Origin of the sequence: Desulfosporosinus acididurans, from assembly GCF_001029285.1 — a bacterium.
GTDB classification, from domain to species: Bacteria; Bacillota; Desulfitobacteriia; order Desulfitobacteriales; family Desulfitobacteriaceae; genus Desulfosporosinus; species Desulfosporosinus acididurans.
The window spans coordinates 1-14,212 of the sequence record NZ_LDZY01000031.1; the positions used below are offsets into that span (position 1 = coordinate 1).

The window sequence follows — 14,212 nt, forward strand, 5'->3', positions numbered from 1 at the left end:
AAAATGCTCAATTAATTCATCCAGTTCCCAATTTCTCTTCATAATTCCCCTCCAAGCAAAAGTTCCTAAAAGGGTGAGTATCGGAACATCTATGTTGGTTTTAGTATATTAGAAGTTGATATTTTTGACAATATTAGGCTTAAACAGTATAAGTACCATTTCCAAAATATTTTTCGGAACTTAAGCAGGTACTTAGGTTGTATTTACACTATTTCCTTTCTAATTTTCAGTACATGACACGGATGCTACCCCTACCCCTATCTTATAAATGATATACTTCAGAATGGTTTCTGTATATCAACGCCAAAAAAACCTGGATACCATGCCCAAAGTATCCAGGTGAAAGAAGAGGTTATATTGAATCCTAAAAAGGAAGTCCAATATCAAGTTACGATTATCGCATTAATGGCTTTGAGATTGACTTTTGGAATTGTGAATAATACGTTGGATAACATAAGTTATGAAAGCTATAGCTAATAACCCAACAAAGGCCGATACTAGGTAACCGAGAGCTTGCTGCCAGAATGTCTGGTCATATCCTGCAATACCATAGTCTTTGAGCAATGCGTGTTTCCAGAAATCACTGAATTTCTCAAGACCACTTGGAATGTATCCCAATTGAGACTGCAATTCTTCGCTGCCCAATTCCCCAAAAGCTGTACCGGAAGCTAATAGTCCCAACGGTGTAAGTACAGCGAGAACAATTAACCCTATAACATACTTTCTGAAACGGAAGGAAGAATTCTTACTACCGGAGCTGTACCTAAGTTCCAACAAAGCTGGATTGGAATTTTGCAAATAAGTAATGACCAATGCATTTACTACAGCCTCAACTGGCCCTGCTACGGTCAAGTGGGCAAAGAGCATTGCCGGTAAGGCAACATTCAATCCATAAGGACTATACAGGGGAGTTCCATTGGCTGTGTGGAAAAGAAGTGGCTGCAATCCAAATTCGATTCCTGCAGAGGCCGCAGCGACACAGAGTCCTATGTATCCGGCTATAGCCGCCCCAATCCAGCGGCGTTTTGAGGAAACCACGCTTTTCCCAGCAATAAAACTGTAAATAGCATAGCTGACAAAAGGCAATATAATACCCATGTTAAATATGTTGGCTCCCAGAGCCAAAATGCCGCCATCACCAAAGAAGATGGCTTGAATTATTAAAGCAATGGATACCCCAATCGCGGCTGCCCAGGGACCAAAAAGAATGGCTAATAATGATCCACCTACTGCATGTGCCGTTGTTCCATCAGGAATAGGCACATTAAACATCATAATGGTGAAGGAAAATGCCGCTCCAATAGACAGCAATGGAATATTTTTGGCACTCAGCGTTTTAGAGGTTTTCTTAGCTGCGGCTGCTAAGACGGATGCACTGACTAAGCCTAGCAAGGCATCTGTTTGCGGGCTTAAATAACCATCTGGAATGTGCATTTAATAATTCCTCCTTTTTATTGGTTGATTTAGATTTTGGTCTTAGTGAGTGAAAAAATAGCATTACCTGTGCTACCGGTGCCCCCCTACATGGAAGTGGGAGCGCTCATGAATCAAGTTGACATCCAATAGCAATTCACGCTTGGAGAGTACTTGTAAAGGCGGTCCATCATCAGCTATGGTATGATTCTCCCGAAAAACGATGACACGCTGGGCCAATTCTTCAACAATGGAGAGGTCGTGCGTGGCCATAATCACGGTTTTGCCAGCCTCTTGCAATGTCCTAAGAAACTCGACCAGCCAGAACTGGGTGCGGGGATCAAGTCCGTTTGTCGGCTCATCCAGAAACAAAACCTCCGGGTTAACTGTAAGTGTACAGGCTAAAGCCACTTTCTTCTTTTCTCCCCCACTTAGCTTGTACGGAGCACGGTCTAACAGACTCCGGATACCTACCAGTTCGGCAGTATCCTCAACCCTCTGGTTCACATCCTCCTTGGTTAGCCCCGCCTGTAACGGTGCGAAAGCCAACTCATCACGAACTGTGGCCGAGAAAAGCTGGGCGTCCGAGTTTTGAAACACAAAACCTACTTTCTGCCTGAAATCTCGCAAAAACTGAAGATCACGCAAAGCGTCTTCCGTTAATTCTTGCCCAAAGGCATAAATACGACCGGCATCAGGGTGAATAAGACCACATAACATTTTCAGCAACGTGGATTTGCCGCTGCCGTTGGCCCCTAAAATTACCAAGCCTTCGCCTTGTTGAATACCCAAGTTGATTCCCGAAAGTACGGGATGACCGGGCAGATAGGAGTAGAATACATTATGAATGTCATAGATTAAGTCCAAACTAGCTTCTCCTTTCATCCGCCCAATACTTTGTCTGCAACAATCATGATAAGACCCGCTAAAGTGACCAGCAGTAAGATTATTGCATCCTGCCAACCTATGCGGGAATTCTGTGAGATGCGTATTTCCCCCGTATAACCTCGTGCGGTCATGGCCCAATATATTTCTTCACTCATTTGCTGAGACTTCCCCAACAATCCGCCTACCGCTGCCGCCACAAACCGCCGCTGTTCTTTAGGTGGAGATTGCCCTGCATCACGGGCTTTACGAGCCAGGAACATTTCCTCCATGGACGTGATTAAGACAAAAATATATCGGTATGTCATCTCAAGAGTAACTACGAAGATTCTCGGGACATAGAAAAAACGAAGAGCACGTAAAAAATCCATCCAACGGGTACTCAGTGTAAGAACTACAGCTAAGGAAACTGAGATACCAACCCGGCTAACCAGCATAATTCCGCCCCACAGTCCTTGTTTGGTCACTGCCAGAGTGGCCGGTAAGGAGAGGGAACCAATGTTAAGGGGATGCTTAAAATTCCATATGACCCAAAACGGTTCTCCCGGTCGTACCCAGTTAAGGAGTGCAGGAAGTACCATGATTCCCGTAAATAAAGGAATGACCAACCAAACCCGAGCGATCACTTGACGCAGTGGCAAATGTGAAAATACAGCAACAGCCAGCAAAATGAAATAAAATGCCCATAATAGAGATAGGTGTGAAATAAGATTAACAACGACCAACAGGAAAATAAGCATAATCACTTTGACTCGCGAATCTAAATTTTGTAAGAACCCTTCCCGCATCGCGATTTCCTCAGAAAAAACAGCTTCATGTAGAAAACCCACGATGTCCCGCAGGGTCTTCTCGATAAAGTTTCCTTTTCGTCGTCCGCCACAGCCACAGCGACATAGAGCGGGGTTAGTCTCGCTTAACCAACTGGGCAGCTCCATTGGTTATCCCCCTTTCACTAAAGTCGCTGGACTTGTTTTGATTACACCATGATCACCGTCATTTCCGACTGTTTCTACCAGCACGATACGATGGTTAAGTAACGTCATATCCTTGATGTGGGCTTTCACAAATTTCTGGCGACCAAAAATATCAACCAATTTCAGTCCCTCTTCATAAGGCTCAATAATATCTACTGACTCCATCAACAAGACTTCATGGTCACCATTCTTCAAATAGGCATTGGCTTCACACATAGTTTTCACCTCCATAACAAAACAAGACCACGAAAATCAACCCAGGCTTCTGCCCAGTTCGACCTCCATGGCCTTGTTTTAATATTTTTAATTAAATTAGCAATTTTTGGTAAATAAAAGCCTTCAGGCTTCCTGTTTTTTATATTCGACACATGAGACTAAATACCTTCTCTAAATAAAAACATTTTCTTTTCTATATGAATCATCCCTGCTAACCATAACCCCTTAGCAATTAATCCAATATTATCCATGCGTTTGCGGGCTGTGACAGCTTCGCTGGTACTACCCCATATAAGCCCGTTGAATGAGGAATCGTTGACCGTATTATCCCGATAAATGTCTGCATCATGAGTGTAATTGTCTGCAGCTCTTGCATTTGACGATGCTAAGAAAAAAAATAGCATCGTTAGGCACGAAATCAGCCTGAACCACTTTTTCGTGAACAAAATAAAACCACCTCTCTTATAAAAATTCCTTTCATAAGAGAGGTGGCTAACACTTGACATACGATTAGATTTTTTTATGCTAAACGAGTTCGTTTATAAATAATTCGTCCTGCAACTGCCGCTAAGGTAAGAATTGCAACCCCTGTCGCAACCCATAACCAAATATTTTTATGTGCTTTTGTTTCTTCTTTTGCCGGTGACTTTGTTGGTATATTTGCCGGATTTTGGCTAGGTGGATTTTGTGCAGATAAATTTTTATCGGCTGCTACCATGTCCTGCGTCATTGGGCCAGACGGAGTTTTGACCGTTTGACCTATCGCCGGATTAGACTTCACCGCTGAGGATGACGCGTTAGCGTTAGCCTTGCTTTGCTGTGACGTTGTACTACTAGATTGCTTACTAGAAGTGCTTTGAGAAGGAGGATTGTTCTGAGTTTGTGCTTGCGTCACTGGGGCGGGTGTAGGCGTTTGTGCCGGTGCTGTCTGACCTCCCGTCGATTGACCAGAATAGCCAACCCTCTGTAGCCAAGCTGTCTGATCTGAGTTAAGGGTAGTTGATGAAGGAGGAATATTTGCTCCACCTAGTTGGGCTGGGTTGAAATTCTGTACTTTCATAGCAGCTAGTACATTATCCGAAAATTTTATATTGCTCCCAAATACGCCATTTGTCCCACCTAAATAATTGTCATCACCATTCTTGTGAGCTAAAAGAATTGGACGGATATCATCTAATGCATGCCACGAAGAATCAAATGGAATCGATGTTGGAAGAGTTACGCCTGAGTTACCCGAAAAAGAAAAGGAAATAGTCGCCTGTCCTCCGCTATTACCCACGACCCAACCAACCAAAATTGAACCAGACGGAATACTATTGTTATACGTCGTGGCCATGGCCACGCCTGGTAATAGAATTGATAGGATACAGAGTAATGCTAAGATCATCCCAAACTTTTTCATTCTCCTTCACCCCTCATTCTTAGTTTCTTTTTGATACCTTTGTTCTTCAAGGTAACCACCCCTTTCACTAATGAGGTGGCGAACACTTGACATGCCGTGAACTATCGTCGGTTATACTCTTGAATCAAATAGCGGACTCTATTGAATGGCATATCTAGCATACCGGCAATTTGTGCTTGTGTGAATTTTTTCTTCTTTAGCTGAAGAATTTTTTTAAAATCCTCAACATTTCGCCGCCGACGGTCAATATAACTAATAGCACCTTTTCGTTGGCGGTAAAGTCTGCTATTTTTGCGAAGGGTCATTTTTCTGTGTTGTGTTACTTTTTGTCTAGAAAAAAGAACTATAATTTCCTCTTCCGTAAAACCCAAATCTTCCACGAAATCCACTTGAACTCTATTCTGTACAAAACGAGGATCGCCTTGTTTATCTAATTTCATGGCAGCTCCAATATTAAGCACGTCTCTGAAATTCCAGATGGGAATACCGTAGGGCGAATACGTATATTTAACGCGTGAGAGAAATTTTTCGTATCTCTGTCTAACGTGGTAATCCATTAAACCACTACCAATCTCAAGTTAATTATGTTGTTATTTGACTAAAGAAAATCAAATTGTAACACAAATTATTGCTTTATAATTTTTTCGTTTGCGTTAGACAAGGGGTATTAGGGGACTTCCCTAACAAGCGAATTTTTTATTCCCTATTTGAGCGAAAGTGAAAAAGTGTCATGACAAATTCGGTGCTTGCTAATCCTAATTTTCAAGTTTGAGTCCTATAATGAACACTATGTAAAGTGAACTAAAATCAAATTCCTTAAAAACAGGGAAATTTGACCTTGAGCGCCGATTTACCTGTTTTTTATTTTCCCTTTTTAGTTACACTTTTGCACGTTTCGTTGCGAGAACCTAAACTCCGTTTTTCTCCGGATTTCTCCGATTTGCTTGGGTATCCATTTTTCTATTTTAGTACCAGTTTTTCTGATCCGTAACATGTAGCCATTCCGGTCGCCCATCATGCTCATACTCGAATCTCAGGTACGTCTTATGCTTACTTTCTATGGCCTCCAGGTGAGTATGATCTTCGTCTTTCCAGGTTCTATGAACCGTTTTCACACCATTCCTGTCAATGGCTAACACAACCCCACCAGCCACGTTATAATAATCATCTTCGGGGTTTTCTTTGACCAGATAGTCAAAATCTTCAGCGTAGTAAATTCCTTTTGGAATTAGGGTCATTCTGGAATCTAGGCCAAGCCCATTAAAGAAATTGACAATGAACTTTGAATAGAGCTGTTTGTTCAGATCGTCGAGTCTGTTATATCCGTCCACTTCGCGAAAATCAATTCCATGAGTTTTCAATAGGTCTTCCGGAGTCTTTAATTTATAATCCTTCAGGCCGTTTACCTCGTATAGCTTTTCAAGTTGAAATCTGTTCATTTGTCCCACTCCTTTACTGGTACTACCCCTAATAAATTTTTTAAAGATAGAAGTTCTCATACTTATCTTTCTTAGCTTTCTTGGTCGATAACTTATCGGTTTCAAAAAGTGCGGTTTGCTTCAGCTTATTATCTTTAACGATAACAACCAAAGGCTGGTGGCATTTGGTTTCCACCGGAGTTTCAGTTTGGGGGCGGCTCAATAACGTACTAGAGATTTTAAATTCACGAATTTTATTTCTGATCCAACCTAACGGATTGTCAATTTTGGACTTATCCTGACGGTCAAACTCAATCAGCACTTGTTTGAGAACTTCGGGTTCGGCGTTTTCAGATTTAGCAATCTTGATTATTTTCCCCTGTTCTTTTTCCGAAAAACGCAGTCCAGACCAGTCCAGACCAATATAGTTATATTGAGTATAGTTAGTATGCATGGTGTGCACTTCCGGAAGTGCATGGTGTGCATTTCCGGATTCGTTATTTTCGTTTTTCACTTCCGGAAGTGCATGGTGTGCATTTCCGGAAGTTTTCTCCCATTCATCATCATTCTCCGAGAAAAAGCCTTTCGAGGTAATTTTGTATAGATTTGATTGGTTTGGCCTACGCTTCTTTTTCAAGTATTCAAGTTTAATAAGTTTTTTTAAACAATAGATGGTTTCACGATTGCTTAATCTTGCACGTTTAGCAATTGTTTCGATTGCAGGAAACAGTGTTCGAGTTACGTTGTCCATGAAACTACAAAGGGCGACATAGACAAGAATATCGTTCTTGTTGAGTCTTTCATCAAGTAGTGCTTCTCTTCCCAGCATAACGAATAGCAACCCGGATAGCTCTGGCTGAGATTTTTCATTTTCCATAAATTTTCTCCTCGTTTTCTCTCTTTCTGTCCACCGGCATATAAAAAGCCGGCAGCTTGTACGCCACCGGCTTGAATTTCTTAAACACTTTTATATCTAACAAATTACCAAGTTTTTTTATATTTACCTGGCAACTAGTGCATGATATAATCGTTTCAGAAATCTTTGCTCAATGGTGTAAGCGTTGAGCTGTGATTCCAGGTTCGTCCTGGGTCAAAAAGTCAGAGTTGGTAGCTCTGGCTTTTTGATTTTCTTTAGTTTCTAGTTTAAGTTTAAGTGAAAAGTTTCCTTTTCATTAAAAGGGTTTCTCTTATTATTAAGATAAATAATAATGCAATTTTTTGACGTTTGCAACGAATTTACATAAAAAATTGTTTTCTAAAACGAATTATGTTTAATTTGCTCTAATTATCTCGGTATAACTTGGTATTATCTCTGTATTTCTAATAATTGCTACTTAGACACCCTATTCTAAATATATCTTACGTTTGCTCTTGGTATCGTCCTCCGCCAACGTCATTCGCAGCTTCTTGTTTACAAAACATAAATTGATTAATCATTTGTGACTGTTTTTGACCCATCTCATAACCCTTTTTTAAAAAAAATATATTTTCCATATCTCTTAAATTCCCTTGTAAATTATCTAACCTTTGACTCAAATTACGATTAACAACGTAAATTTCTTCAAAAATTTTATTGTATTCATCCATCAATTTTTTATGTGTTTCATCATTTTGTAAATAGTCATCAAATTTCATGTACGTTTCATTAAGTATCACATCATAATTTTCTTCTCCAAATAAGACTTTAAGTATTTTAGTAACACACGGCAGCTCATTAGTTCTGTCGCAAATAGTTAAGTCTTTTGATAATTCCATAAAAATACTCCTCCTCATTTTTTTGCCGTAGGAGGTTACATAATGCTATAATCATTAATGAAACGGCCTCCTGTGGCTGTTTTTGAAGTGGGAAGTCGCATCTCTTGGTCGGGATAGGCGGCTTCCTTTATTTTTTATTTTCTTTAAGCCATTGTAAAACTTCTTCTTTATCATATCTAACGGTGTTTCCGTATTTGATGTGAGGCATACCTTCTTTGCGCCATCGCCATTCTGTGGTTCTACCTATATTTAACCACTCACACAATTTCTCAATTGTAATTAATTCCTTGTCCATGATTCACCCCCTTTCATGGCATTTTAACATGTTTCATCGTGTTTCGTCAAGGTATACAACATTAAATTAAACTTGTATAAATTGATACAGGCTGTATACTGTAAATTGGTAATTTACATAAAATTAATAAGGTTAAACAAGTCGTACAAGCCTAAATATACAAGGCAAGGATGGTTAGGAAAGATGAATATAAACGAAGCGTCCAAGGTATTAGGGTGCAGTTCCGAAACCCTTCGAAAGTATGAGAGAAATTTTGGACTAAAAATTCAGCGAAATACTGAAAACTATCGTGATTATTCCGATAAGGACATCGAGACTTTTAGAAATATTCTTGATTTAAAAGAAAGAGGTTTAAGCCTAGCGCAGATTAAAGACATACTTGATAGAACTGTGGAAGTTCAAGAACAAAAAATAGAAGTTATAAAAAAAAGTGAATTTAATAAGCTCCAAGGCAAGGACTTCGAAACTTTACTTGTAAATATACTTAATAAAAATTTTGAGGGCACGGATAGGCAGTTAGGGGCATTGCAAAATGAAATGACAACAGGGTTTAGTAATTTAACACAAAAGATGGATACCATAATTCAACGACAAGATGAAATCATTCAAGAAAGAAACCAGAAGATAGTTGAATTAGAAGCAGAGATCCAGAGATTAAAAAATCTTAAATGGTGGCAACGAAGATAAAAGCCAGTCATAAACTGGTTTTCATCTTTTCTTCAGCTCCTAAAATGGGGTCTTGCCCCATTTTAACTAAGACAATATTTTACAGTTACAAGCTAGTTTTTCATTAGTGGAAATGATAATCTTATGTTAACTAAAGATTATTGGACATTAGAGATAGGGGGCGTTTTCATGGCTATCAGTAATGATGATTTATTTAAGCTGGTAAAGATACTCCCAGAAGATGCTAAGCAATCCGCTTATGATTTTTTAAGATTTTTGACAAATAGCCCTCGACGACCAGATTGGGACGAAATTGACCTATTGGAGCCGGACGATGTCCCCTTGAGTGAAGAAGAAATACGGCAAATGAACAGCACGGAATTTGTGTCATGGGAGGATGCTATGCATGAGCTCAATTTACCAACTGACATTAAGCCGTGATTCACTGAAATTTCTTGCCAAGCAAGAAAAAGCTATTCAGGAACGTATTCGTAAAGCTTTGACAGGCTTAGCTATCCGTCCACCGATTGGTGATATTAAGCCTCTAAAAGGCAAAGAAAAGCTAATGCGTTTACGAGTCGGTACATACAGAGTAATTTTCGAAGTTAATCATACGGAACAAATTATATATATATTGACTATCGACAATCGTGGTGATGTCTATTCAAAGATACAAGCATCAAAAAGCCAGTCATAAACTCGACTGGCTTTTTTTTTCTTCAGTTTCTAAAAGGGGCCTCAAAAAGCCTCTATAAGCAGTTAAATTCTTTACTTGCTTATTTTAATATTAACCATTGTCTCATAACCCCTTGTACCTACCTTCTAGTTCCTCATACGCTATTTCCTTGTCTTAACTCACCCTTGAGAATACGCCTAATCCGTCTCTTCTAAAACTATAAAATGAGCTACAAGGGCGATAATTAAAATACCTACAACGGCCATTATTCTTAACGCTTCCATCAACAGCCCTCCTTTCATTTTTAAAAGGAAAATTTCCCACAAAAAGAACGGCCATCGAGGAGAATCACGACATTATGCATAACGTATATAACGACTTACTGCTGTTTTTAGAATAACTATCTTAAAAAAGTCATTGAGTCCCTTAAAATGTCCAGCGTTTGCCACCTTTTTTTATAAGAAAGGTGGTATTATCAAAAAAATGGTCGTGACATACCGTGACATTTGAATACCCTATGTCACGGTATGTCACGTTAAAGTTTTAATCACCAATTTTAAGGGCGTAAGTGAAGAAAAAAATATTTTTAAAAAAGGCGTGACGTTGCGTGACAAGTATATTAATGTCACGGAATGTCACGCCTTTTAGAACCGTTAAAACGATGAATATTTAAAAGTACTTAAAAAAGGTACATTGGCGGTACAATAAATGTACCTTCAATGTACCTTTTTTGTTCTTTAAAACGTTCGTTAAGTTTCCTAAATAGTCCCCTTAAAGGTAGCCTACACTAATTTGAGCTAGTTATTTTTCAAATAACAGTAAGTCGTCATATACGGGGTAGTACCAGCGAAGCTGATACAGCCCGCAAACGTATGGTTTAAATTGGAAATTTGTTTATAACCTCGTTATATTCTTGTTGGGCATCTGTGATAGCTAATCTCGAATATACCTCAAGAGATTTTCGGCTTTCATGACCAGAATACGGTTGAATAAGAGCGTCATCAATACCTTGCTTTTTCAACCAGGTTAACAAAAAGTGCCGTAATTTATGCGGAGATAGAATCTGTGATAGCCCGGCTTCTTCTGAATACTTAGCCAGAATTTTTCGTATACCTCGGTCTGTATATTTCTTTTTCCAGGAGGATTCAAACAGGTAAACGGCTTGCTTTTTAGCCATTGAATCAGCGTGCATGGCCAGTAATTCCTTAAATGACTGGGGGAACGGGACGATGCGATCTTTGTTCCCTTTCCCTTTATTTATCCGTATTTGGCAGTAATGAAAATCAACGTCTGTTAGTTTGATGTTTATTAACTCACTAACCCTTGCGCCGGTATAGAGTAGCGTTTTAACTATCATCATGTCCTGAAAGTTCTTAGCTTTCCAAACCACATCATAGTATCGCTTTAATTCTTCTTCCGTTGGGACATAAGGTAACTTCTTAGACGTTTTAGGTATTTCTATTTCTAATTCAGCTCTCAGGTGTTGAAATAAGCTTTTAAGATAGGCATAATCAGGCCGTTCCCCTCGTAGATACTTGGCTAACTCCTTAGCTTTCTTTTTAGCCGAAGTTCTTTTTTCTGTCATGCGATCACACCTTCTTCCAGCGGAAGGCGTTCACTCATATTCAGTTTGAACATTCCATACGGGTTGATATGGGTGTATACAAGAGGTGTTAAAGCACGGAAGTCTTCTGGAGTCATAAGATTAAACCATTTGGGATTTGACAAGATGTTTTGGAGCATAATCGTGTTGATATACACCAAACAATTCTGTAATAAATGTAATGACAGAACAGCTATTTCCTGATCCTCTAATCTATTTGTAGATATTTCTCCACCCTTACCGTAAAAAATAAAGCCATTTGCGCTGTTCCAGTTTTCTACAACGTTTAATCCGCCATGAATCTCTTGGCGTAGTTCTTCAGAGTGCAGATAATCACAAAGAAAAATAGTTTTTACGGCTTTCCCAAGCTCTCCTAAAGCCTGATAGGTAGGATGTTTAAGGTTGTTCCGGGTGAATCGTTTTAAGATAGCTTCCGTTTCAGCAGTACCTAAACGTAATGCGGTAGCATATTTCACCATTTGATCATACTGCTGGCGGATTAGATCCCAGTTGATAGGACGTGTAAGTACCGGGTGAAGATTTGGATAGGCTTCAGCCATTCCGGATTCCGGCCGGTATAGTTTTTGAGAGTGAATGGCCTTTAGGCGCGGCATTAACTGGTATCCTAGCAAATGACAGAAGGCAAACGCCACCTCGCTTTGGCCGTGGGAATCAACGTAATTTTTCTCGACTTCCATTTCAGTACAATGCCGCAGTAAGCCCTCGATCATGGCGGCAACTTCGGATGAGGAACAAGATTTTAGCTGCGAATAAATACATGTCGAATTCTTTTCAACATGCCAATAGATCATGACGCCCCGGCCCCTGTACCGGATATGCCATTCAGTCATAAGGTTTTGGTCCCAAGCACCAAATTTCTTAGAATCGGAAGCGCATGAAGTGGTACCGTCACCCCATATTTCCTGCATTCGGACCCTAAAGATTGCGTTCACTACTTCAGCAATAGCATTCCGCAGGTTATCCCGGTGTATAAACTTGCGCCGTACATAAAGTAAATCCTTATAGGATTCTTCATGTTCACCGGAGCTAATCCGTTTTAAGCCAGTGTTGGTGCCAAGGCCGTACAGTGATAAAATCAAGCGCCTCTGTAAAGTTTCCCGGCCCAAAGCTTCCCGGACTGCCGTTGTTTTAAATTTATCAGTAAAGGATATCCGAAGATCGGTTTCCTTCAGAACATCGAGGAGGCTGGTCATTGGCCAGCGACGCAGTAATTCGGCCTTAATTCGGGTTAAATTAGCTGGTTCTGGTTGTGGTTCCAAAGGCGATAAGGTTATCCATCCGTTTCCTTTGTCAGTAATCCGAACTTTGGGATTTTTGGGAAGTCCAACATTAAGGCGTTCCAAGCCCTCAGTCATAGCTTGTTTCAATGCGTTGATGAATGCTTCGGCATCCATAGGTTGATTAAGGGCTTTGTAGTTTTCTTCTCGCCGTATCTCGAAGTCCGCGGGCAGGTCTTCATCTGGGTTGCGGTATCGGTCGGCACCTTTTACCCATACTTCTTTACAGCGCAGACGATCCCTTAAAGCTTGAAGTGCGCTGATCTCATAATTGATACGGTTAATCCGTTCCTGTCCATTATCATCTTTTTCTATGATAATCTCTTTGTATACGGAACGAATAACGCCATCAACCGGAATATCTTCGGTTGCGGGAAAATAATGCAACCCAGATTGAGCATACTTTTTAATCAGTTCAAGAGCTTTAATGACAGGCCGGTGAACCTCGTTATTAGACCGGAATTGAAGAATGCCTAAGATTTCGGGAATCATCCGGCGATAGTGGCTGCTATAGGATGCACGTATTACAGTATGTATTTTTTCCCGGTAAGCTGGACCCGTACTTTTAAACTCTTTAACCAGGTCTTTCAACGTTTGTTCGCTAACTATCGGATAAAGTACGTCTTTAATAATTCCGTCCGGAAATTCCAAAGCTGTTTGCGCAAGGTTGAAGAGAATACCTTGTTTATTGCTAACCCTCCGCAGATCGTTAAGTATTTCCTTTTCTACTCTTCGTTCGGCCCTTACTCCGATACGGTGAATGATTTGGATAAGCAGTTCTATAAGGTTATCGGTGATTTCCAATCTGCGGAGGTAAAAGAAAGTGGATAACAAGGTGTAGCGTATTGGTTCCGGATGCCGTCGAAGTTCACGGATATCCTCGGTGGCCACACGCTGCTTATATTTTTTCAATACTTTATACGGAACATCCCGGTAAAAATTATCCGGAAGATCTAAATTCCGAATCGTTTTAAGCTTATTAATCTCTTTAAAGACGCTCTCTAATCCTGGTCGGCCTGGATCTGACCTTAACTCATGAAAAGATAGTTGATCAGCATTTTCGCCGGATGGTTCGTCATTCTCCTCATCCAGGGATGAGATGCTATCTACCAGGGCATCTAACTTTGCTAAAGATGCTTTAGGTATTTTATCGTAGGAGGCTTGAAAGAATTGATCTTCAAAGGTTGAGACAGCAGATCGTATAAGGCGATCAATGCGCTCCGGGGTAGGGGGAACAATCTTCAGCTCTCGAAACCGTTTATATACCAGATCTTTGATATGTTCAAATTCCTGGTCGTGATACAAGACGTTCTTGCACAACCAGTCTGTTATTTCCTGAGCATCCTGGACGGTATCCTCTCTGAACCCAAAGAATTCCCGGATCTGCGTCCGATGATATGTAATTGAGCGTCCGCCCCAATCATATTGTGCATATAATGCTGATTCCGTATAAATTTGCTTTGCAATATAAGCAATCACAACTTTCGGAACTTCGTATTTTTGGATTGGAAATCTAGCCTCATTCTGGAAAAACTTAAGTAATACCGCAAAGCCTAACCGGGTTTCTCCCGTCTTGTTCTCAATTAACTTCATTTCACTTGGCATAATTGT

Annotated in this window: 16 protein-coding genes; 3 read left to right on the top strand and 13 right to left on the bottom strand. The window is 40.2% G+C overall.

Going from position 1 to position 14,212, the window contains the following annotated elements:
* Positions 1–402: 402 nt before the first annotated feature.
* From cbiM to DEAC_RS23090, 11 genes are all read right to left on the bottom strand, one after another.
* Positions 403–1,434, bottom strand: a complete 1,032-nt coding sequence (cbiM, locus tag DEAC_RS21430) for a cobalt transporter CbiM (RefSeq protein WP_047812127.1) — start codon at positions 1,432–1,434, stop codon at positions 403–405.
* 72 nt (positions 1,435–1,506) lie between these two features.
* Positions 1,507–2,298: an energy-coupling factor ABC transporter ATP-binding protein gene (locus DEAC_RS21435; protein WP_047812128.1), complete on the bottom strand. Its 792-nt coding sequence runs from the start codon at positions 2,296–2,298 to the stop codon at positions 1,507–1,509.
* Positions 2,295–3,233, bottom strand: coding sequence for a cobalt ECF transporter T component CbiQ (cbiQ, locus tag DEAC_RS21440; protein ID WP_047812129.1), 939 nt, complete (start codon positions 3,231–3,233; stop codon positions 2,295–2,297). Before cbiQ ends, DEAC_RS21435 begins: the two co-directional genes overlap by 4 nt.
* Before the next feature lie 3 nt (positions 3,234–3,236).
* Positions 3,237–3,488 carry a CooT family nickel-binding protein gene (locus DEAC_RS21445; protein WP_047812130.1) on the bottom strand — a complete coding sequence of 84 codons (252 nt, stop codon included), beginning with the start codon at positions 3,486–3,488 and terminating at the stop codon, positions 3,237–3,239.
* Positions 3,489–3,646: 158 nt separating this feature from the next.
* The gene (locus DEAC_RS21450) at positions 3,647–3,934 is read right to left on the bottom strand and encodes a hypothetical protein (protein WP_047812131.1); all 288 of its coding nucleotides are present in this window, start codon (positions 3,932–3,934) and stop codon (positions 3,647–3,649) included.
* Between the two features lie 74 nt (positions 3,935–4,008).
* A complete protein-coding gene (locus tag DEAC_RS21455) occupies positions 4,009–4,890 on the bottom strand; it encodes a hypothetical protein (RefSeq protein WP_047812132.1) in 882 nt (293 codons plus the stop codon).
* Between the two features lie 101 nt (positions 4,891–4,991).
* Positions 4,992–5,447: a hypothetical protein gene (locus tag DEAC_RS21460; RefSeq protein WP_047812133.1), complete on the bottom strand. Its 456-nt coding sequence runs from the start codon at positions 5,445–5,447 to the stop codon at positions 4,992–4,994.
* Between the two features lie 408 nt (positions 5,448–5,855).
* Complete coding sequence (locus DEAC_RS21465; RefSeq protein ID WP_047812134.1) at positions 5,856–6,329, bottom strand: hypothetical protein; 474 nt, start codon at positions 6,327–6,329, stop codon at positions 5,856–5,858.
* A gap of 40 nt (positions 6,330–6,369) precedes the next feature.
* Positions 6,370–7,185, bottom strand: coding sequence for a helix-turn-helix domain-containing protein (locus DEAC_RS21470; RefSeq protein WP_047812135.1), 816 nt, complete (start codon positions 7,183–7,185; stop codon positions 6,370–6,372).
* Between the two features lie 482 nt (positions 7,186–7,667).
* On the bottom strand, positions 7,668–8,063 hold the full coding sequence (locus DEAC_RS21475) for a hypothetical protein (protein WP_047812136.1): 396 nt from the start codon (positions 8,061–8,063) through the stop codon (positions 7,668–7,670).
* 127 nt (positions 8,064–8,190) lie between these two features.
* A complete protein-coding gene (locus DEAC_RS23090; RefSeq protein WP_083996425.1) occupies positions 8,191–8,358 on the bottom strand; it encodes a helix-turn-helix domain-containing protein in 168 nt (55 codons plus the stop codon).
* Between the two features lie 183 nt (positions 8,359–8,541).
* Here DEAC_RS23090 and DEAC_RS21480 point away from each other — a divergent pair, with 183 nt between their 5' ends.
* From DEAC_RS21480 to DEAC_RS21490, 3 genes are all read left to right on the top strand, one after another.
* On the top strand, positions 8,542–9,045 hold the full coding sequence (locus tag DEAC_RS21480) for a helix-turn-helix domain-containing protein (RefSeq protein WP_047812137.1): 504 nt from the start codon (positions 8,542–8,544) through the stop codon (positions 9,043–9,045).
* A gap of 168 nt (positions 9,046–9,213) precedes the next feature.
* On the top strand, positions 9,214–9,465 hold the full coding sequence (locus tag DEAC_RS21485) for a hypothetical protein (protein WP_047812138.1): 252 nt from the start codon (positions 9,214–9,216) through the stop codon (positions 9,463–9,465).
* Entirely contained in the window at positions 9,431–9,721 is a 291-nt protein-coding gene (locus DEAC_RS21490; protein WP_047812139.1) for a type II toxin-antitoxin system RelE family toxin, read from the top strand. Before DEAC_RS21485 ends, DEAC_RS21490 begins: the two co-directional genes overlap by 35 nt.
* An 856-nt stretch (positions 9,722–10,577) precedes the next feature.
* Here the strand turns inward: DEAC_RS21490 and DEAC_RS21495 are convergent.
* Positions 10,578–11,285: a tyrosine-type recombinase/integrase gene (locus DEAC_RS21495; protein WP_047812140.1), complete on the bottom strand. Its 708-nt coding sequence runs from the start codon at positions 11,283–11,285 to the stop codon at positions 10,578–10,580.
* On the bottom strand, positions 11,282–14,212 hold a 2,931-nt coding region (locus DEAC_RS21500), incomplete at its 5' end, for a Tn3 family transposase (protein WP_083996427.1). The genes DEAC_RS21500 and DEAC_RS21495, both read right to left, overlap by 4 nt.

Bases quoted from the DNA above. Each gene is read 5' to 3' on its own strand.
- cbiM (WP_047812127.1), bottom strand. From the start codon at position 1,434: ATGCACATTCCAGATGGTTATTTAAGCCCGCAAACAGATGCCTTGCTA.
- DEAC_RS21460 (WP_047812133.1), bottom strand. From the start codon at position 5,447: ATGGATTACCACGTTAGACAGAGATACGAAAAATTTCTCTCACGCGTT.
- DEAC_RS21465 (WP_047812134.1), bottom strand. From the start codon at position 6,329: ATGAACAGATTTCAACTTGAAAAGCTATACGAGGTAAACGGCCTGAAG.
- DEAC_RS21490 (WP_047812139.1), top strand. From the start codon at position 9,431: ATGAGCTCAATTTACCAACTGACATTAAGCCGTGATTCACTGAAATTT.
- cbiQ (WP_047812129.1), bottom strand. From the start codon at position 3,233: ATGGAGCTGCCCAGTTGGTTAAGCGAGACTAACCCCGCTCTATGTCGC.
- DEAC_RS21445 (WP_047812130.1), bottom strand. From the start codon at position 3,488: ATGTGTGAAGCCAATGCCTATTTGAAGAATGGTGACCATGAAGTCTTG.
- DEAC_RS21475 (WP_047812136.1), bottom strand. From the start codon at position 8,063: ATGGAATTATCAAAAGACTTAACTATTTGCGACAGAACTAATGAGCTG.
- DEAC_RS21495 (WP_047812140.1), bottom strand. From the start codon at position 11,285: ATGACAGAAAAAAGAACTTCGGCTAAAAAGAAAGCTAAGGAGTTAGCC.
- DEAC_RS21455 (WP_047812132.1), bottom strand. From the start codon at position 4,890: ATGAAAAAGTTTGGGATGATCTTAGCATTACTCTGTATCCTATCAATT.
- DEAC_RS21470 (WP_047812135.1), bottom strand. From the start codon at position 7,185: ATGGAAAATGAAAAATCTCAGCCAGAGCTATCCGGGTTGCTATTCGTT.
- DEAC_RS21480 (WP_047812137.1), top strand. From the start codon at position 8,542: ATGAATATAAACGAAGCGTCCAAGGTATTAGGGTGCAGTTCCGAAACC.
- DEAC_RS23090 (WP_083996425.1), bottom strand. From the start codon at position 8,358: ATGGACAAGGAATTAATTACAATTGAGAAATTGTGTGAGTGGTTAAAT.
- DEAC_RS21435 (WP_047812128.1), bottom strand. From the start codon at position 2,298: ATGAAAGGAGAAGCTAGTTTGGACTTAATCTATGACATTCATAATGTA.
- DEAC_RS21485 (WP_047812138.1), top strand. From the start codon at position 9,214: ATGGCTATCAGTAATGATGATTTATTTAAGCTGGTAAAGATACTCCCA.